The following is a 17,621-nucleotide window of genomic DNA, read 5'->3' on the forward strand; positions in this document are numbered from 1 at the left end:
TGTTTCCTGCAAAGTTATTTAAAATAAAAAGAAAGCCCCAAAAGATTGTAGAAAAGAATTGATATAAATTTGAAAAAAAGCTTTAATTTTAAAATCTAATAAAAATAAAATACTGCATGTTTGAATTAACATATGATTTAGAAGACATCGATGTAAAGACCTTCTATGGCGTTAATAACCAATATTTCAACTTATTAAAATCAAGCTTTCCTACCCTTAAGATTACCGGAAGAGACCATTTTGTCTTTGCAATGGGTAATCAGGAAGCATTAGATATACTCAGACAGAAACTGGATAATCTTGTAAAATTTATCTCTGAAAACAATTCTATCGCTTTAAAAGACGTTGAGAATGTCCTGAATATTAAGGACGAGAATGAAAAACAACTGATTTTCGATCAGGATATTATTGTAAAGGGGGTCAACGGTAAGATCATTAAAGCTAAAACTACCAATCTTAAGAAACTGGTAAAAGAAACCGAGAAAAAAGATATGGTTTTTGCGATAGGACCTGCGGGAACCGGAAAAACGTATACCAGTGTGGCTTTGGCAGCGAGAGCTTTGAGAGATAAAGAGGTGAAAAGAATTGTCCTGACGAGACCTGCGGTAGAAGCAGGAGAGAGCCTTGGATTTTTACCCGGAGATCTTAAAGAAAAGCTGGATCCGTATTTGCAGCCTTTATATGATGCGCTTAGAGATATGATCCCTCATGAAAAACTGGAAGGGTTTATGGAGAAGAAAGTGATTGAAGTCGCTCCGTTGGCTTTCATGAGAGGGCGTACGCTGGATGATGCCTTTGTAATCCTTGATGAAGCACAGAATACAACTCATGCCCAAATGAAAATGTTTCTGACAAGAATGGGAATGAATGCTAAATTCATCATCACAGGAGATCCAACCCAGATCGATCTGCCGCCGAAACAACAATCCGGATTGAAAGAAGCTATGAGAATTCTCAGAGATGTTAAAGAAATCGGTTTTGTACACCTTACTGAAGAAGATGTTGTAAGACATCCTGTTGTGAAAAAGATCATTCTGGCATACAACGAAGAGGACAAGAGGCTGAAGGGTTAATTGGAACTGCTTGAACCGAATGTTTTTACATTTAGTATTAATTGTTTGTGATAATATTTTTACCCACTATTTGGTGTTCTAAAAAAAAAACTTAGTTTTGTGACCGAATACTAAAAAATAATCATGAGAAAATTTTTACTTATTGCAGCGGCGGCTGTAGTTAGCGCTAATCTAAGCGCTCAAGAAACAAGATTCGGGGCTAAAGCCGGTTACTCACTTTCAACTTTAAAATTTAAAGACGACGGGAATTCTGAAAATACAGATCCTTCACACACTTTCTATGCAGGTGTTTTGGTAGAGCATAAACTAAGTGATAAATTTGCTCTTCAGGGTGAAGTTTTATACTCGCCACTAGGAGGTAAAATTACTGAAAGAGTGGAAGATGAGGATGAAGCAGGTACATTCTTTAACATTAAGAACAAGACCACTTTCGGGACTATTTTGATTCCTGTTTCTGCTAAATACTTCATTACTGAAGGTTTATCAGTTTCTGCCGGAGCAAGTTTCGGACTTATCATTTCTGCAAAAACAAAAACTGTAGCAGATCTTGGTTTGGGAATGATTCCAGGATTCGAAATCTCTGCAGATGATGAGAGAGACATTAAAGACCAGGTTAACACTTTGAATATTGCTCCTTTCCTGGGTGCTGAGTATGCTTTGGAAAATGGTTTGTTTTTTGACGCCAGATACAACATGGGAGTTTCTAACTTAGCTAAGGATTCCGGAGATGGAAAACTGACTAACAGCTTCTTCCAGGTAGGTGTTGGGTTCAAATTCGGAGAAAATTAATTTTTAAGAACTTGTTAAAAATATGAAGCGGGCCAATTTAGGCCCGCTTCTTTTATTTCTAAGAGACGTCTCCCGTTAATTTTATGTTAATAATAAAATATTTAGTAATTTTGCAGCATCAATCAAACTATTTAAAAAATGAAAAAACTATTTTTACTAGGTGCTTTTGCGCTGCTAGGCGGTGCTGCACAGGCGCAGGAAGGTTTTAAACTGGGAGGTCACATCGGTGTTCCGGTAGGTGATGCTGGTGATGCTTCTTCATTTACATTAGGGGTGGATGCTGCCTATATGTGGAACATTACAAAAGGACTTGATCTTGGAGTTACCACAGGGTATTCACATTTCTTTGGAAAAGATAACTTTGATGATTTCGGATTTATTCCTGTAGCAGTTTCCGGTAAATATAAATTCTCAGGAGCTCCTATCTTTGTAGGATTAGATCTTGGATACGGAATTTCTACAAAAGATGGAGTAGATGGTGGTTTCTATGCTCAGCCTAAATTTGGATACCAGATGTCTACAGGTGAACTTTATTTAGGATACCAGACAATCAGCAACAAGCGTGACTACGGATGGTATACAGCCAACTGGAACGTAGGTGCCATTAATATTGGATACAACTTCTTCATCAAATAAGAAAAAGTAGAAAATAATTCAGAACTCCGGCTGTTAAAGGCCGGAGTTTCTTTTTTACAATGTATACTTAATAAAGAAGAAAAATTGTCTTTAGATATAAATATTTGCTTAATATTAAGACTAATATGTTAAATATTAACGGTTTATAATCTTATTATTCATGATGTTTATGGAAAAAAAACATAATTTAAAGAAATTGGTAAAATTAAATAAACTAAGTATTTTTCGCTGTTATTGAAAAATTGTAATTTTTTTATTCTAAATATTGTGAAAAAATCAAAATCCTGTAATGAATATGCTTTATTTTCGGAAAACACCAATGTTTATCGATGATATTAATCACGTTAACAAATTTTAATATTAGCGAGAGCCACTGTAAATTTGCCCTCAGAAAGTATTAAAATTTTTTAAAATGAAAAAATTATTATTAGCGGGTGCTGTTGCACTTTTCGGTTTATCTAATGCTCAAATTGCAAAAGGAACTGCATATATTTCAGGACAAGTTGGTTATTCTCAGGAAGAAAACAACAACAATGATACTAAAGTAGAAAGCTTCAGAATCGTTCCAACTGCAGGATACTTTGTAGGGACTAACCTTGCTGTAGGTTTAGGAGTAGGTTATGCAAGTGATAAAGTTACTAAAACTACAACTGGATCAATTGCAGGTGGTAGCTTTGTTTCTGAAACTAAAGGTACTCAATCTGCATTTGTTGTTGCTCCTTTCGTAAGAAAATATTGGACTTTAGCTGACAAATTATATATCTTCGGTCAATTAGAAGTTCCAATGGAATTCGGACAATTTAAAGACGAAGCTACAACAACAACTACAATAGGATCAACTACGAACACTGCGTCTACTTCTGACAAAGCTAACTATACTTCAATCGGTGTTAACGTTAAGCCAGGTTTAGATTATTTCTTAAACAAAAACTGGAGCATTGAAGCTACTATCGGTGAATTTGGATACAACACTTCTAAATTAGACGTTGATGGTGCTAAGAGCGTAAACAACTATAAGTTCGGTTTGAATTTATCTTCTGTAACTTTCGGAGTTAAATATGTATTTGCTAAGTAATTAACAAAGCATTTGTAAAAATAGAAGCCCTAATTATTTTAGGGCTTTTTTATCTTTAAAAACTTTTTTAAAATAAAATAACCATGAAAAAAATCTTATTGGCATCAGCTCTTGCTTTTTGTGCAGGAATGAATGCGCAGACAAAATTCGGTGTAAAAGCGGGGTATGCATTATCAAAACTGAACTCAAATGACGATCTTGATGCATTTGAAGGGGTAAGTGGAGGCTTGAAATCTAAATCAGGCTTTTATGTAGGCGCTTTGGTAGAGCATAAATTCAATAATAAATTTGCTGTGCAGGGAGAAGTTCAGTATGCAAACCTGGGTGGGAAAGTTGAAGTTTCAACAATGGGAATTACTGTTACGGAAAAATTCAATTTCAACAGAATTGTAGTTCCTGTAACTGCAAGATATTATGCTACCCCTGAACTTGGAGTATACGCAGGACCTTTTGTAAGCTTCAGAACCAACACGAAAGTAAATATTGATGTATCAGGAGGAATGGCAAATCCACAGGCTGTAAATGAAGGTGAACAATTCCTGGAAAAGAACTTTGATGATAACCTTAAGTCTGCTGAATTCGGTTTGGTTCTAGGGGCTGATTATAACGTATACAAAGGATTATTTGTAGATGCCCGTTACAGTTTCGGACTGACCAATATGATCAAAGATCCAGTAAACGATGAAAAGCTGAAAATGAATTTCTTCCAGATCGGATTAGGATATAAATTCAAATAAAAATAAAAAACTCTCAGAAATTATTCTGAGAGTTTTTTTATGTCTTTTTGTTTAGGCCTTGTTATTTTTATTTTCCCATCATTCCGCCCATGCCTGGCATATTTGGCATTTTGCTCATCATCTGCATCATCTGTTTTCCCTGAGGTCCCTGCATCATCTTCATCATTTTGCCCATCTGTTCGAACTGCTTCATCAGTTGATTCACATCTTCAATCTTTCTTCCTGCACCTTTTGCAATTCTCTGTTTTCTCTGGGTATTAATGATAGAAGGTCTTCTTCTTTCGTCGGGTGTCATAGAGTAGATGATTGCTTCAATGTGTTTGAAAGCATCGTCACTGATCTCAACATCTTTGATTGCCTTTCCAACCCCTGGAATCATTCCCATAAGGTCTTTCATATTACCCATCTTTTTGATCTGGTTGATCTGTTTAAGGAAATCATCAAATCCGAATTCGTTTTTAGCGATCTTTTTGTGAAGCTTTTTAGCCTCTTCCTCATCAAACTGTTCCTGGGCTCTTTCTACTAAGGAAACTACATCTCCCATTCCTAAGATCCTGTCTGCCATTCTTTCCGGGTAGAAAAGATCTAAAGCTTCCATTTTCTCACCTGTAGAAATGAATTTGATTGGTTTTTCAACCACAGAACGGATCGTTAGGGCAGCTCCACCACGAGTATCACCGTCTAATTTGGTAAGAACAACACCATCAAAATTCAGCGCATCGTTGAATGCTTTAGCTGTATTTACAGCATCCTGCCCGGTCATGGAGTCTACTACGAATAAAGTTTCCTGAGGCTTAATGAAGTAATGTACAGATTTGATCTCGTTCATCATCTGCTCGTCAATCGCAAGACGTCCAGCGGTATCGACGATCACTACATCATGACCGTTTGCTTTTGCGAAATTAATTGCATTTTCAGCAATGGTAGAAGGATTGGTAGAACCTTCCTCTGTAAATACCGGAACCCCGATCTGTCCGCCCAATATTTTAAGCTGGTCGATCGCAGCGGGACGGTAAACGTCACAGGCAACCAATAAAGGTTTTTTAGTTCTTTTTGTTTTTAAGTAATTGGCCAGTTTTCCGGAGAAAGTTGTCTTACCGGAACCCTGAAGACCTGCAATAAGAATTACGGTCGGCTTTCCTGAAAGATTGATTCCTTCCTGGGAACCTCCCATCAGATCTACTAATTCATCATGAACAATCTTCGTCATCAACTGTCCCGGTGTAAGGGAAGTAAGAACGTTCTGTCCTAAAGCTTTATCCTGAACTCTTTTGGTAAGATCTTTTGCAACTTTATAGTTAACATCGGCATCTACCAGCGCTCTACGGATTTCCTTTACGGTTTCCGCCACGTTGATTTCTGTGATTTTTCCGCGTCCGGAAATATTATGTAGAGCCTTGTCTAATTTATCCTGTAAACTATTAAACATATGTATTGTAAATTATAGGTTTGCAAAAATAAGGAATTTTTGACAATATATATTATATAAGGTATTGAGATTTGTTTTCTAAATTATAATTCTATTTTTGTAGAATGAATTTTTGGGATAGTTTTATTATTGTATTTTTAGCTACATTTCTAAATATTGTTATATACATATTATTTAAAAAATATTTATATGGTAAACCTGACGCAGGAATGAGATTTCTTACAATAAATATTGGTAAAGATATTTTTTGGATTATTACTTCTTTAATAATAGTTGATAAAACGAGAGAAAATTTTCTCTTTATCGTGATCTGCTTTGTTGTTGCATCATTCTTTATCTATTTATCCATAATAAAACTCATTAACAAGTCTTGATTTTTTTGATGATAAAAATCAATTTTTAATATTGGTAAAGTTTAATAAAATCGATATATTTGCACACGATTAAAAAAGAGATATGAACAGAAAAATTTCTTCATTATTTTTCGCATTTTTATTTGTGTTTATTAGTGGTTTTGCTACTGCACAACATGAAACTGATGGTGAAAAGTCAGCTGAAAAAGTAGAACACAAAGAAGCCGGAGACAGCTTCAATGCAACCAAAATGATCATGGAACATATTGGTGATTCAAATGAATGGCATTTATGGACTACAAAAGATGATAGTGGTGAAGAACATCACGTTTCTATCCCTTTGCCTGTTATTATTAAGGATAATGAAGGATGGCATACTTTTCTTTCTAGCAGTATATCTCACGGACATGAGCATGATGGATATACTTTAGAGCATGGGCAGGTAGTTTCTACTAAAGGGATTGAAAAAGCAACATTATTTTCAATTATCAGTGGAAAACAAAAATCAAGCGAAGTGTTTTTTGATCTTTCAATTACTAAAAATGCAGCTTCAATGTTGTTGTCAGTGATTTTTATGGCAATTATATTCATAGGCATGGCAAGAAACTATAAAAAGTCTCAATTGCCAAGAGGAGCTGGAAAATTATTAGAACCAGTAATTGTATTTATAAGAGATGAAGTGGCTATTCCAAACATTGGATCTGTTAAATATAAAAGATATATGCCTTATTTATTAACCGCATTCTTCTTTATTTGGTTTAACAACTTATTTGGATTAATTCCTTTCTTCCCGTTTGGAGCAAACCTTACAGGTAATATAGCAATTACTGCAGTTTTAGCAATCATTACATTATTAATTACATTATTCAGTGCTAATAAAGATTATTGGAAACATATCTTTATGCCACCAGTTCCGATCTTATTGTATCCTATCATGGTCCCAATTGAGATTATTGGAATCTTTACAAAGCCTTTTGCTTTAATGATGCGTCTTTTCGCTAACGTTACAGCAGGACACATTATGATCTTGGCGATTATTTCCTTGATCTTCATTTTCAAATCTCCATTCTTGGGATTTGCATCTGTACCATTAGCATTATTTGTTTCTGTATTGGAATTATTGGTAGCAGCTTTACAGGCATATATCTTCACTGTATTATCAGCTTTATTTATTGGTATTGCAGTTGCAGAACACGAGCACGAGCATGGTCACGAAGAACATGCACATTAATTAATTGAAAAGAAAAATATTAAAATAATTTTTTAACTAATATAATTTATTTATTATGGACATGTCAACTGGAGCAGGTTTAGTTTACGTAGGTATCGGTTTAGCAGTACTAGGTGTAGGTCTAGGTATCGGTAAAATCGGAGGTCACGCAATGGATGCTATCGCTAGACAGCCAGAGCAAGCTGGTAAGATTCAAGGAGCAATGCTTATTGCTGCTGGTCTTATTGAAGGTGCTGGTCTTATCGCGATTATCTTTGGTGCTTTCATCAAGTAATCTATCCTCAAAAAAACATTCTTAGCAGTGAAGCGGTTGGCTGCTGCTAAGAATTTTAAAAACAATCCATAAAATAACACTTAAAAAAGAATTTACAGATATGGGAATTATAGAACCTGGAATTGGACTTTTGTTTTGGATGACCCTTACTTTTGTTATCCTATTGTTTCTTCTTGCAAAATATGCTTGGAAACCAATTGTAAATGCAGTAAACGACAGAGAAACTTCTATTGTTGATGCTCTTAATCAAGCTACATTAGCAAGAAAAGAGATGGAAACTTTAAAGGAGGATAACCAAAGAATTATTCGTGAAGCTAAAGTCGAAAGAGATGCTATCCTTAAAGAAGCCAGAGAGATTAAAGATAGAATCGTAGGTGAAGCTAAAGATGCTGCTAAAAATGAAGGAGATAAAATGATTGAGGCAGCTAAACAGACAATCAATGCTGAGAAAAATGCTGCTATGGCAGACATCAAAACTCAAATCGGTGCTTTATCTGTAAATATTGCTGAATCTATCCTTAAGCAGAAGTTGGATAACAACGAAGCTCAAAACGAATTAGTTCAAAATTATTTAAACAAATCTAACCTTAACTAAGAATGCTTACATCTAAAGTAGCTAAAAGATACGCACAGGGACTGCTTGATTTCACCAATGAAACAGGTCAGACAGCTGCTGTATTTTCTGAAATGAAAGATGTAAAGAAGATCATGTCTCAATCTGCAGATTTGAATAAATTCTTCCTTACACCTTACATTGATGCAAAAAAGAAAATAGAGGTAGCAGACCAGATCTTTAAAGATTTTTCAGTTTCTTCACAGAACCTGATCAGATTAGTGATCAAGCACGGACGTGAGAACCAACTGAAAAATATTGCTCAGGAGTTCATCAATAAAGTAGAGGATATCAATGGAGTACAGAGAATAACTCTTACTACAGCGACTCAGCTTTCTAAAGAGAACCTTGATCAGATTCTAAGATCTACCAATCTAGTAAAATCAGATTCAAACTTTGATCTGAATTTAAATGTGAAGCCAGATATTTTAGGAGGCTACATTTTAAGAGTAGGTGATCAGCAGATCGATGCATCTGTAAAGACAAAACTTAACCAGGTTAAAAAAGATTTTCAATTAAATTAAAGAAAAAACAACCATACAATGGCAGAAATAAATCCGGCAGAAGTATCTGCGATCTTAAAACAGCAATTGGCCAACTTCGACACTCAATCCAACGTTGAGGAAGTAGGTACAGTTTTAACCATCGGTGATGGTATTGCTCGTGTATACGGGTTAGAAAACGTACAATACGGAGAGTTGGTGAAATTTTCTAGTGATGTAGAAGGTATTGTACTTAACCTTGAAGAAGACAACGTGGGTGTTGCTCTACTTGGGGAAAGTAAATTAGTAAAAGAAGGAGATACAGTAAGAAGAACAAACAGAATCTCTTCTATCAAAGTAGGAGAAGGTATGTTAGGAAGAGTAGTAGATACTCTTGGTAACCCTATCGATGGTAAAGGTCCTATTACTGGGGATTTATACGAAATGCCATTGGAAAGAAAAGCGCCTGGGGTTATCTTCAGACAGCCGGTAACTGAGCCTTTACAGACAGGTATCGTTGCGATTGATTCTATGATCCCTGTAGGAAGAGGTCAGAGAGAGCTTATCATTGGGGACAGACAGACCGGTAAAACTACCGTTGCGATCGATACGATCATCAACCAGAAAGAATTCTTTGATGCAGGTAAGCCTGTATATTGTATATATGTTGCTATTGGTCAGAAAGCTTCTACTGTAGCGCAAATCGTTAAAACCCTTTCTGATAAAGGAGCTTTAGCATATACTGTAATTGTTGCGGCTAACGCATCCGATCCGGTTCCAATGCAGGTATATTCTGCTATGGCTGGAGCATCTATCGGTGAGTTCTTCAGAGACACTGGTAGACCGGCATTGATCGTTTATGATGATTTATCCAAGCAAGCGGTTGCGTATCGTGAGCTTTCTCTACTATTGAGAAGACCACCGGGCCGTGAAGCTTATCCTGGAGACGTTTTCTATCTTCACTCAAGACTATTGGAAAGAGCAGCGAAAGTTATTGCTGATGACAAAATCGCGAGCCAGATGAACGATTTACCAGATTCATTAAGACCAATCGTAAAAGGTGGTGGTTCATTAACTGCACTTCCAATTATCGAAACTCAGGCTGGTGACGTTTCTGCATATATTCCGACTAACGTAATCTCTATTACAGACGGACAGATCTTCTTGGAGTCTGATCTATTCAACTCAGGGGTTCGTCCTGCGATCAACGTAGGGATCTCTGTATCCAGAGTAGGAGGTAATGCTCAGATCAAATCAATGAAAAAAGTATCCGGTACTCTTAAATTAGACCAGGCTCAATATAAAGAATTGGAAGCGTTTGCTAAGTTCGGTTCTGACCTTGATGCTTCTACTTTAGCGGTAATCTCTAAAGGAGAAAGAAACGTTGAGATCCTTAAGCAGCCGGTAAACTCTCCACTTCCTGTAGACAGCCAGGTGGCTATGATCTACGCTGGAACTGAGAACTTATTGAGAAACGTTCCGATCAGAAAAGTAAAAGAATTCCAGATTGAATATATCGAATTCCTAAGATCTAAGCACCCTGACACAATGGCGGCTATTAAAGCAGGTAAAATCGACAACGATATTACCAACGTTCTTAAACAGGCTGCTAACGACTTAGCTTCTAAATATAACTAAAATCTTCATTGTTTAAGGTTTAGAATCCGTTTTAAACCTTAAACTTTAGACCATAAACTTTGAACCCAAATTAATGGCAAACTTAAAAGAAATACGAGGTAGAATTACGTCAATTTCATCTACGATGCAGATTACACGTGCTATGAAAATGGTTTCCGCTGCGAAGCTTAAAAAAGCACAGGATGCCATCGTAATGCTAAGACCTTATTCTGAAAAACTGCAGGAAATCATCCAGAATGTAAATTCTAGCTCTGATCCCGATCAGGTTTCTATCTATGCTCAAAAAAGAGAAGTGAAGAGGATTCTTTTCATCGCTGTTACTTCAAACAGAGGTCTTGCAGGAGCTTTCAATTCATCTATCGTAAAAGAGCTTAACATCCAGTTTAGAGATAAGTCTCAATACGAAGTTGAAGTGCTTACCATCGGTAAAAAAGCTTTTGATGCGGTAAGAAGAACCCGTACGGTATACTCTAATGAAAGTGCTGTTTTTGATAACTTAAACTTTGATACAGTATCTCATGTTACTGAAGGAGTAATGAACAGCTTTAAAGAAGGTAAATTTGACGAAGTTTATTTAATCTACAACAAATTTGTTAATGCTGCTACTCAGGAAGTAACTACTGAACAGCTTCTTCCGATTTCTATGGCTGAAAAAGCTGAAGAAACTCAGGTGGAAACAGATTATATCTTTGAACCGAACAGAAATGAAATTCTTGATAATTTGATCCCTAAAGCGATCAAAACCCAGGTTTTCAAAGCAGTTTTAGATTCAGTTGCCTCTGAGCATGGCGCGAGAATGACAGCAATGCACAAAGCTACAGATAATGCGCAGGAACTTAAAAATGATCTTGTCATTTTCTACAACAAAGCAAGACAGGCTGCCATTACAAACGAAATCTTAGAGATCGTTTCCGGAGCAGAAGCTTTGAAAAATTCGTAAAGAATTATTTTAACATAATATTAAAGCATCGATATTATCGATGCTTTTTTTGTTATTTATATTTTATCTATCTTTGTAAACTAAAATATTATACAATTTCTAAATGGACTCGGATATAGTCAGGCTTTTGCTAGCCTTATTTCTTGTTTTACTAAATGGCTTTTTCGTAGCCGCAGAATTCTCAATTGTTAAGGTTCGTTATTCACAGATCCAGTTAAAAGCAGCCGAAGGTAACTCTATGGCAAAACAGGCGGAGCATATTATCAAGCACCTTGATGAATACCTGTCTGCTACACAGCTTGGTATTACCCTGGCATCTCTTGCGTTGGGTTGGGTAGGTGAAAGTGCCCTGCACCACGTAGTTGAAAGTATTTTCCACTCTTTGAATGTGGAGCTTACCCAGACAACAATTACCACAATTTCAGTGGTGACAAGTTTCGTATTAATTACTGTGATGCATATTGTATTTGGTGAGCTTATCCCGAAATCTATTGCAATTAGAAAGTCGGAAGCGACTACAATGGCTACAGCAGTTCCATTAAGAGTTTTTTACACGGTTTTCAAACCATTTATCTGGTTGATGAACCTGATGTCGAATACATTTCTAAGATTAATTAAGATACATCCGGCTTCCGAACAGGAAATTCATTCCACCGAAGAACTTCAGCTTCTGGTAAAGCAGAGTGCTGATAGTGGCGAGATTGAAGAAGAGAATTATGAGATCATTAAAAATGCATTTGATTTTACAGATCATTCCGCCAAGCAGATCATGGTTCCAAGACAGAATATCACGTCTATTGACTTTGAAGAAGATATCAATGAAATTATCAACAAGATCATGGATAGTGGCTATTCGCGTATTCCCGTGTATCTTGATTCCATAGATAATGTGATTGGGATTTTCTATACCAAAGAGATTATCAGGGAATTTGTAAAGAGAAAAGGAGACCTTAACCATGAGGATCTTAAAGATCTTATGCGTGATGCATTCTTTGTTGTGGGCAGCAAAAAGATCTCGGACCTCCTGAAAATCTTCCAGCAGAAAAAACAGCACCTTGCAATAGTTATTGATGAATTTGGAGGAACAGAAGGTATTATTACCCTGGAAGATATTTTGGAAGAGCTTGTAGGAGAAATTCAGGATGAAGAGGATGATGAAGATAAGCTGGTAGATAAAATAGGAGATAATATTTATTGGGTTCAGGCTACGCAGCCACTGGATGAAATCAACGAATATCTGCCTAAAAAATTACCTCTTTCTGAAGAAAGCGAATACAACTCACTCGCAGGATTCATTCTGCATGAACTGGAAGATATTCCGGAGGAAAACGACGAATTTGATTTGGAAAATTATCATTTCAAGATTCTGAAAATGAATAATAAGAGTGTAGAGCTCGTAGAATTAGTATACGAAGGGCCGAATGTACTTAATGACCTGGCCGATAAAATAGGGGAAGTTTAAAAAGGTAGAAATGATTTTTTATAACAGCATAAAAGATTACGAAGATCCAAAACGTCAATATGAAGAAGAAGTATTGGTTTTGGATGACACAGATGAAGTATATAAACTGGTTCTCCATAATGATGATATTCACACATTTGATTATGTGATAGACTGTCTGATAGAGATTTGCAGGCATACCCTGGAACAGGCGGAGCAATGTACAATGCTCGTCCATTACAAAGGCAAATGCACAGTAAAAACAGGTTCTATGGATCTCCTTAAGCCCATGCATGAAAAACTGCTTTCGAGAGAATTAACAAGCGAAATAGTATAAGCAAAACACTGCCAATTGGCAGTGTTTTTTATTAAAAGCATGTTTTTTTTAGAGAATATACACTTATTGGTGAAAAATTTCGTCATATTTATTTATATTAGCAATTAAGACACACCCTAAATATAAATAAATGAAACAAAAAATTACTTCGCTGGTTCTTGGGAGTATATTATGCTGTTCCGTATTACATGCTCAGGAATCATCTTTTGAAGCTCCGGCTAAAAGCTGGATCAAAGAAAACTCAAGAAATTTAGGAATTCCGGGATTCAGCGGACTCACATTAAGCTCGGTACGCAAAAGCAATACAGGAGAAACCCTGCGATTTCAGCAGATGATAAAAGACGTTCCTGTTTTTCAGTCTGAAATTGTGGTCCATTTCAACAAATCCGGTAAAATAAGTTATACAGGGACAGAAAGTTTGAAGAAAAACCTGAAAGAAACTGATACGGTTCCCTCTGTGTCTGCTTCAGAAGCGCTTAAAAAAGCCCATAGAGCTTCCCGGTCAAAAGGAGAGATTACCTATGAAGAAAATAAGCTGTTTATCTACATTACAGATTCAGGAGAAACAAAACTGGTTTACAGGGTACTGATCAGCTCTTTTGATAATCCCGGCAGCTGGGAAACCATTGTGGATGCAAAAACAGGTGATGTGATCAGCATGAAAGACATTTCTGTAAAACATCATGATAAAAATGATTCACTTCATAAGAAAAAAGATAAAAAAGTAACATCAAAGAAGGCTTTGGTAACTGGGAGTGCCTACATTTTTCAACCGGATCCTTTATCTAAAACAGGATCAGCTTATGCAGGTGATTTTGTAGATAATAACGACGCTACCAACGCCAGCCTGGATGCTGCAAGAACTTTAGTGACAATTCCTGAAATTGATTTTACAGGCGGAATTTATACCTTAAAGGGAACGTATGCAGAAATTAAGGAGATAGAGGCACCTGCAAAAGGAATTTTTACACAGTCTACCAATCAGTTTTTGTTTAACAGAAGTGATGATGGATTTGAAGCAGTGAATGCTTACTGGCACCTTGATAATAGTTTAAGATACATCAACGTAACTTTAGGAATTGTCTGCAAGCCTTCACAAAACAATGGGGTACTAAGATTTGATCCGCATGGTTTTAGTGGTCAGGATAACTCCCATTATCTGACAGGAAGTGAGTCACTTGGATTTGGTGAAGGCGGTGTAGACGATGCTGAAGATGCTGATGTAATTTTACATGAATTGGGACACGGAATTCATCACTGGCTGGCAGGAGGAATTTCCAATGCAGATGGTCTGAGTGAAGGATGCGGCGATTACTGGGCACAGTCTTACAGCAGAAGCTTAAATCAATGGCCTTCATCTGCTCCGGAATACAATTGGATGTTCAGCTGGGATGGACATAATGCTTTCTGGGATGGCAGAATAACCAATACTACAATGACATATCCGGGATCCGGATCCTATTATGATAAATCGCAGATTTGGTCTGCGGCACTGATGAGAATTTATAACAGAATAGGAAAAGAGAAAACAGACAGAGCGTTTTTGGAAGGACTAGATTTAACAACTTCAACAACAAACCAGCAAAATGCGGCCATTGCCGTAAGACAGGCCGGTATCGATATGCTGGGACAGTTCGGGTTCAATTGTAATGATATCACCGCTATGACAGAGGAATTTACAGCTGCAGGCTATGTTCTTCCGGAATACAGCTGTACACTGGGTACCAAAGAAACAGTTAAAGAAAACCCAGTTTCAGTATATCCAAACCCGGTTTCTGATGTTCTTATCGTTTTGTTGAAAGGGAACAAAGAAGAAAAAGCCGAAATTTATAACATGGAAGGCCGAAAAGTAATGGAAACAACGATAAAGAATAACAGCAACAGAATTGATGTTTCAAACCTTCCGTCCGGAAATTATATCCTGACCGTAAAAGAAATTAATTTATCTGCAAAATTCATTAAAAAATAAAGCTTTTATTTAACATAACTGAAATGAGGCTGTCTATTTTTTAGACAGCCTCTTAGTTTTGTCAAAATTATCTTTGTATCTATTTCTGAGTATAGATTTATCAAAATATTCTTAAATCTTAAAAAAGAATCTTTAATTAAGAAAGATTGTTAACATCTAATAATTCTTTAAAAACCTTTTTTCCTTGTATGAAAACTTTGAAAATGTTATTTGTTGATAATTCAGCCTTTCGTTTTGATTTACCAAATTTTGTTTTTTCGTCAGCAGATAATCTTGTAAAAGTTTCTAAAAATGATGCAATACTATTTGTTGCACCATTTAAGGATTCATAAAAATCAGGTAAAACATCATTAAACTGCTTTTTATTTTCCTCATCAATACTATCAGATGATGTTGATTTTAGAATCAAGTTTGTATAGTTTTCGATACCTGAGTTAAATGTTTCTGAAAACTCAGGTATAAGTAAATCTAAACCATTTGAATAATTATCAAAATCATCAGCCATATTATTCATGATTTTTTTTACCTTTTTTTGTTTTAATCTTTCATCTTTTATAGAATTAGCTTTTCCTATTTCATCAGTTCGAATATTCATCTTTTCACCAATTTCTTTTATTAAAGAGCTAATTCTAGATGTAACTTGAACATTACTATTAAAAAAATTACTAGTATTTTCAGCCAATTGCTTTAATTCTTTTTGTTCAACCATATATTCACCATCATCTATATTTTTAGCCAACCTTTCAAGTTTTTCAATTTCATCATTGAAGATTTTAATATTTTTTTCATTTGAGTCTGGAAGATTTATATCCAATTGTTTTTTCTCACTTTTCTCATCTTTTTTAGAGAACTTATCTTTAACAAGTGAGGATACGTGTATTGATAAATACTTTTTTAATTCATCAGTGTTATCAAAATCTTTGTAGAGTACTCCTTCTTCTTTAGAAATTTTATTTTTAAATTCTTTGACTCTTGAGAATTCTTCTAAATTGATATCATTGATATTGTCAGGTGTAGAGGTTTTAAAATACATTAATATATGTGTATTTTCCTTATCCTGTTTAAACTTGGTCATTGCTCTTTCAAATTCCTCTACAGTACCAGAAGCTGCTCTTTTAGTTTGAGTCCCTAATTTTTGCCAAAAAATCCCAATAAAAATTTCATAATCATCTTTAATGGTTTTATTAACAACATCTTGTGCATCTTCACCCACTCCAGGATATGAATAATTTTCCCATCCTCTAATTTCAAATTTTATGTCATTTCCTCCGCCAAATAATAAATCCCATTCATCTTTTAGTGAATAAATCATTTTTCTTTCGGGCTCTACATCACCTGGGGAAGCTAAGAAGATTCTCAATAAATTTGTTGTTTTCATATTTTAATTTTATCTAAAAAATTTATTTTCCTACAAAATTAGCTAAATTATAACTTAATAGAATACAGTTATTATTTTACTTGCATTCATCTAAAATAGTATATTTGTACCAACTATAAAGAAACAAAAAAGAATGCTTGTAATAGGAATTGCCGGAGGAACAGGATCCGGCAAAACTACAGTTGTTGATAAGATACTGCAACAGCTTGATATTGAAGGAATGAATATCCTTTCTCAGGATAATTATTATCACGATAACCCGAATCTGACACTGACCGAGAGAGAGGCGCTCAATTATGACCATCCAAAGTCTATAGATTTCGATTTAATGATAAAACACGTAAAAGCTTTAAAAAACAATGAGTCTATAGAACAGCCCATTTACAGCTTTGTAACCCATTCCCGAACTGGCGACCACGTCACTGTAGAACCTAAAAATGTATTGGTAGTAGAAGGTATTCTGGTATTGACGAACAAAGAACTGCTGAAAGAATTTGATTTAAAAGTATTCGTTCATGCAGATTCAGACGAAAGACTGATCAGAAGAATCAGGCGGGATACTCAGGAAAGAGGAAGAGATCTGAGTGAAGTCCTTCACCGTTATCAGACCACTTTGAAGCCAATGCATCAGGAATTCATTGAGCCATCCAAGAATGACGCAGATCTGATCATTCCGAATATGAGACAGAATTCCGTAGCGATTGATTTTTTAACTACTGTTATTAAAAATTCGTTGAGAAAACATTAAAATGGAAGAAAACAAACTTATTAAAGACATTCAGCCGAAATCTGAAACATTTAAAATGATCCAGAAATATGTTCTGAATAAATATACCATTACAATCTGTATGTTTTTGGTCTGGATGATTTTCTTTGATAAAACCTCTTTCCTTGTTATTAATGAACTGAACGGTGAAATCAGCCGATATGAAGACCAGCTTGAATACTATAAAAAAGAGTACGAAAAAAATGATACTTTTTATAAAAAGCTGATGAACAATAAGTCGGAAAAAGAAAAATACGCAAGGGAAAATTATTTTATGAAAAAACCGGATGAAGAGATCTTCATTTTGGTAGTAGACAGCACAAATAGTGCTAAAAAATAAGAAATTTGAAATGTGAAAGTCAATTAGCTTTGCTGTGAATGGTCAATAGTCAATTTTCATGACTCACCATTGACTTGCGACGCAAAATTCACCATTCACATAAAAATGATAAACGTAATC

18 protein-coding genes are annotated in these 17,621 nt (G+C 35.5%); 16 read left to right on the forward strand and 2 right to left on the reverse strand.

Annotation, left to right across the window (positions count from 1 at the left end):
• Positions 1–116: 116 nt before the first annotated feature.
• From LC418_RS12425 to LC418_RS12445, 5 genes are all read left to right on the forward strand, one after another.
• Complete coding sequence (locus LC418_RS12425) at positions 117–1,073, forward strand: PhoH family protein (RefSeq protein ID WP_223559352.1); 957 nt, start codon at positions 117–119, stop codon at positions 1,071–1,073.
• 123 nt (positions 1,074–1,196) lie between these two features.
• Positions 1,197–1,862 (forward strand): porin family protein, encoded by a 666-nt coding sequence (locus LC418_RS12430; protein ID WP_223559353.1) that lies wholly within the window; start codon positions 1,197–1,199, stop codon positions 1,860–1,862.
• A gap of 138 nt (positions 1,863–2,000) precedes the next feature.
• The gene (locus tag LC418_RS12435) at positions 2,001–2,498 is read left to right on the forward strand and encodes a hypothetical protein (RefSeq protein WP_111958097.1); all 498 of its coding nucleotides are present in this window, start codon (positions 2,001–2,003) and stop codon (positions 2,496–2,498) included.
• Between the two features lie 412 nt (positions 2,499–2,910).
• Entirely contained in the window at positions 2,911–3,573 is a 663-nt protein-coding gene (locus LC418_RS12440; protein ID WP_111958095.1) for an outer membrane beta-barrel protein, read from the forward strand.
• Positions 3,574–3,656: 83 nt separating this feature from the next.
• A complete protein-coding gene (locus tag LC418_RS12445) occupies positions 3,657–4,310 on the forward strand; it encodes a porin family protein (RefSeq protein ID WP_223559354.1) in 654 nt (217 codons plus the stop codon).
• A 67-nt stretch (positions 4,311–4,377) separates the two neighbouring features.
• Here the strand turns inward: LC418_RS12445 and ffh are convergent, their stop codons facing one another.
• A complete protein-coding gene (gene ffh, locus LC418_RS12450) occupies positions 4,378–5,739 on the reverse strand; it encodes a signal recognition particle protein (protein WP_223559355.1) in 1,362 nt (453 codons plus the stop codon).
• A gap of 456 nt (positions 5,740–6,195) precedes the next feature.
• Between ffh and atpB the strand changes: the two genes are divergently transcribed.
• The 9 genes from atpB to LC418_RS12495 all read left to right on the forward strand — a co-directional run bounded on the left by atpB (position 6,196) and on the right by LC418_RS12495 (position 15,017).
• Positions 6,196–7,323, forward strand: coding sequence for a F0F1 ATP synthase subunit A (gene atpB, locus LC418_RS12455; RefSeq protein ID WP_223559356.1), 1,128 nt, complete (start codon positions 6,196–6,198; stop codon positions 7,321–7,323).
• 55 nt (positions 7,324–7,378) lie between these two features.
• The gene (locus tag LC418_RS12460; protein WP_056031560.1) at positions 7,379–7,597 is read left to right on the forward strand and encodes an ATP synthase F0 subunit C; all 219 of its coding nucleotides are present in this window, start codon (positions 7,379–7,381) and stop codon (positions 7,595–7,597) included.
• Positions 7,598–7,697: 100 nt separating this feature from the next.
• Entirely contained in the window at positions 7,698–8,192 is a 495-nt protein-coding gene (locus LC418_RS12465) for a F0F1 ATP synthase subunit B (protein ID WP_223559357.1), read from the forward strand.
• A 2-nt stretch (positions 8,193–8,194) separates the two neighbouring features.
• Positions 8,195–8,734 (forward strand): ATP synthase F1 subunit delta, encoded by a 540-nt coding sequence (gene atpH / locus LC418_RS12470; RefSeq protein ID WP_111958087.1) that lies wholly within the window; start codon positions 8,195–8,197, stop codon positions 8,732–8,734.
• Between the two features lie 18 nt (positions 8,735–8,752).
• On the forward strand, positions 8,753–10,330 hold the full coding sequence (gene atpA / locus LC418_RS12475; RefSeq protein WP_111958085.1) for a F0F1 ATP synthase subunit alpha: 1,578 nt from the start codon (positions 8,753–8,755) through the stop codon (positions 10,328–10,330).
• 73 nt (positions 10,331–10,403) lie between these two features.
• Positions 10,404–11,270, forward strand: coding sequence for an ATP synthase F1 subunit gamma (gene atpG / locus LC418_RS12480; RefSeq protein ID WP_111958083.1), 867 nt, complete (start codon positions 10,404–10,406; stop codon positions 11,268–11,270).
• 103 nt (positions 11,271–11,373) lie between these two features.
• Positions 11,374–12,732, forward strand: coding sequence for a hemolysin family protein (locus LC418_RS12485; protein ID WP_111958081.1), 1,359 nt, complete (start codon positions 11,374–11,376; stop codon positions 12,730–12,732).
• Positions 12,733–12,742: 10 nt separating this feature from the next.
• Complete coding sequence (locus LC418_RS12490; protein WP_223559358.1) at positions 12,743–13,048, forward strand: ATP-dependent Clp protease adaptor ClpS; 306 nt, start codon at positions 12,743–12,745, stop codon at positions 13,046–13,048.
• A 130-nt stretch (positions 13,049–13,178) separates the two neighbouring features.
• Positions 13,179–15,017 (forward strand): T9SS type A sorting domain-containing protein, encoded by a 1,839-nt coding sequence (locus LC418_RS12495; RefSeq protein WP_223559359.1) that lies wholly within the window; start codon positions 13,179–13,181, stop codon positions 15,015–15,017.
• A gap of 136 nt (positions 15,018–15,153) precedes the next feature.
• Here LC418_RS12495 and LC418_RS12500 read toward each other — a convergent pair whose 3' ends face one another.
• Complete coding sequence (locus LC418_RS12500; RefSeq protein ID WP_223559360.1) at positions 15,154–16,395, reverse strand: hypothetical protein; 1,242 nt, start codon at positions 16,393–16,395, stop codon at positions 15,154–15,156.
• A gap of 133 nt (positions 16,396–16,528) precedes the next feature.
• On the opposite strand from LC418_RS12500, the gene udk reads away from it, so the two are divergent.
• Together udk and LC418_RS12510 are read left to right on the forward strand one after the other, a co-directional pair.
• Positions 16,529–17,143 carry a uridine kinase gene (udk, locus tag LC418_RS12505; protein ID WP_111958075.1) on the forward strand — a complete coding sequence of 205 codons (615 nt, stop codon included), beginning with the start codon at positions 16,529–16,531 and terminating at the stop codon, positions 17,141–17,143.
• Position 17,144: 1 nt separating this feature from the next.
• The gene (locus tag LC418_RS12510) at positions 17,145–17,501 is read left to right on the forward strand and encodes an FtsB family cell division protein (RefSeq protein ID WP_111958073.1); all 357 of its coding nucleotides are present in this window, start codon (positions 17,145–17,147) and stop codon (positions 17,499–17,501) included.
• Positions 17,502–17,621 lie beyond the last annotated feature (120 nt).

It is taken from the genome of Chryseobacterium lathyri, from assembly GCF_019970085.1.
Taxonomy (GTDB): Bacteria; Bacteroidota; Bacteroidia; order Flavobacteriales; family Weeksellaceae; genus Chryseobacterium; species Chryseobacterium lathyri.

Excerpts from the sequence above, each read along its gene's own strand:
- LC418_RS12430 (WP_223559353.1), top strand. The coding sequence starts at position 1,197 with ATGAGAAAATTTTTACTTATTGCAGCGGCGGCTGTAGTTAGCGCTAAT.
- LC418_RS12440 (WP_111958095.1), top strand. The coding sequence starts at position 2,911 with ATGAAAAAATTATTATTAGCGGGTGCTGTTGCACTTTTCGGTTTATCT.
- LC418_RS12465 (WP_223559357.1), top strand. The coding sequence starts at position 7,698 with ATGGGAATTATAGAACCTGGAATTGGACTTTTGTTTTGGATGACCCTT.
- atpB (WP_223559356.1), top strand. The coding sequence starts at position 6,196 with ATGAACAGAAAAATTTCTTCATTATTTTTCGCATTTTTATTTGTGTTT.
- LC418_RS12500 (WP_223559360.1), bottom strand. The coding sequence starts at position 16,395 with ATGAAAACAACAAATTTATTGAGAATCTTCTTAGCTTCCCCAGGTGAT.
- atpA (WP_111958085.1), top strand. The coding sequence starts at position 8,753 with ATGGCAGAAATAAATCCGGCAGAAGTATCTGCGATCTTAAAACAGCAA.
- LC418_RS12460 (WP_056031560.1), top strand. The coding sequence starts at position 7,379 with ATGGACATGTCAACTGGAGCAGGTTTAGTTTACGTAGGTATCGGTTTA.
- LC418_RS12425 (WP_223559352.1), top strand. The coding sequence starts at position 117 with ATGTTTGAATTAACATATGATTTAGAAGACATCGATGTAAAGACCTTC.
- LC418_RS12435 (WP_111958097.1), top strand. The coding sequence starts at position 2,001 with ATGAAAAAACTATTTTTACTAGGTGCTTTTGCGCTGCTAGGCGGTGCT.
- LC418_RS12445 (WP_223559354.1), top strand. The coding sequence starts at position 3,657 with ATGAAAAAAATCTTATTGGCATCAGCTCTTGCTTTTTGTGCAGGAATG.
- udk (WP_111958075.1), top strand. The coding sequence starts at position 16,529 with ATGCTTGTAATAGGAATTGCCGGAGGAACAGGATCCGGCAAAACTACA.
- ffh (WP_223559355.1), bottom strand. The coding sequence starts at position 5,739 with ATGTTTAATAGTTTACAGGATAAATTAGACAAGGCTCTACATAATATT.
- atpG (WP_111958083.1), top strand. The coding sequence starts at position 10,404 with ATGGCAAACTTAAAAGAAATACGAGGTAGAATTACGTCAATTTCATCT.
- LC418_RS12485 (WP_111958081.1), top strand. The coding sequence starts at position 11,374 with ATGGACTCGGATATAGTCAGGCTTTTGCTAGCCTTATTTCTTGTTTTA.
- atpH (WP_111958087.1), top strand. The coding sequence starts at position 8,195 with ATGCTTACATCTAAAGTAGCTAAAAGATACGCACAGGGACTGCTTGAT.
- LC418_RS12495 (WP_223559359.1), top strand. The coding sequence starts at position 13,179 with ATGAAACAAAAAATTACTTCGCTGGTTCTTGGGAGTATATTATGCTGT.
- LC418_RS12510 (WP_111958073.1), top strand. The coding sequence starts at position 17,145 with ATGGAAGAAAACAAACTTATTAAAGACATTCAGCCGAAATCTGAAACA.
- LC418_RS12490 (WP_223559358.1), top strand. The coding sequence starts at position 12,743 with ATGATTTTTTATAACAGCATAAAAGATTACGAAGATCCAAAACGTCAA.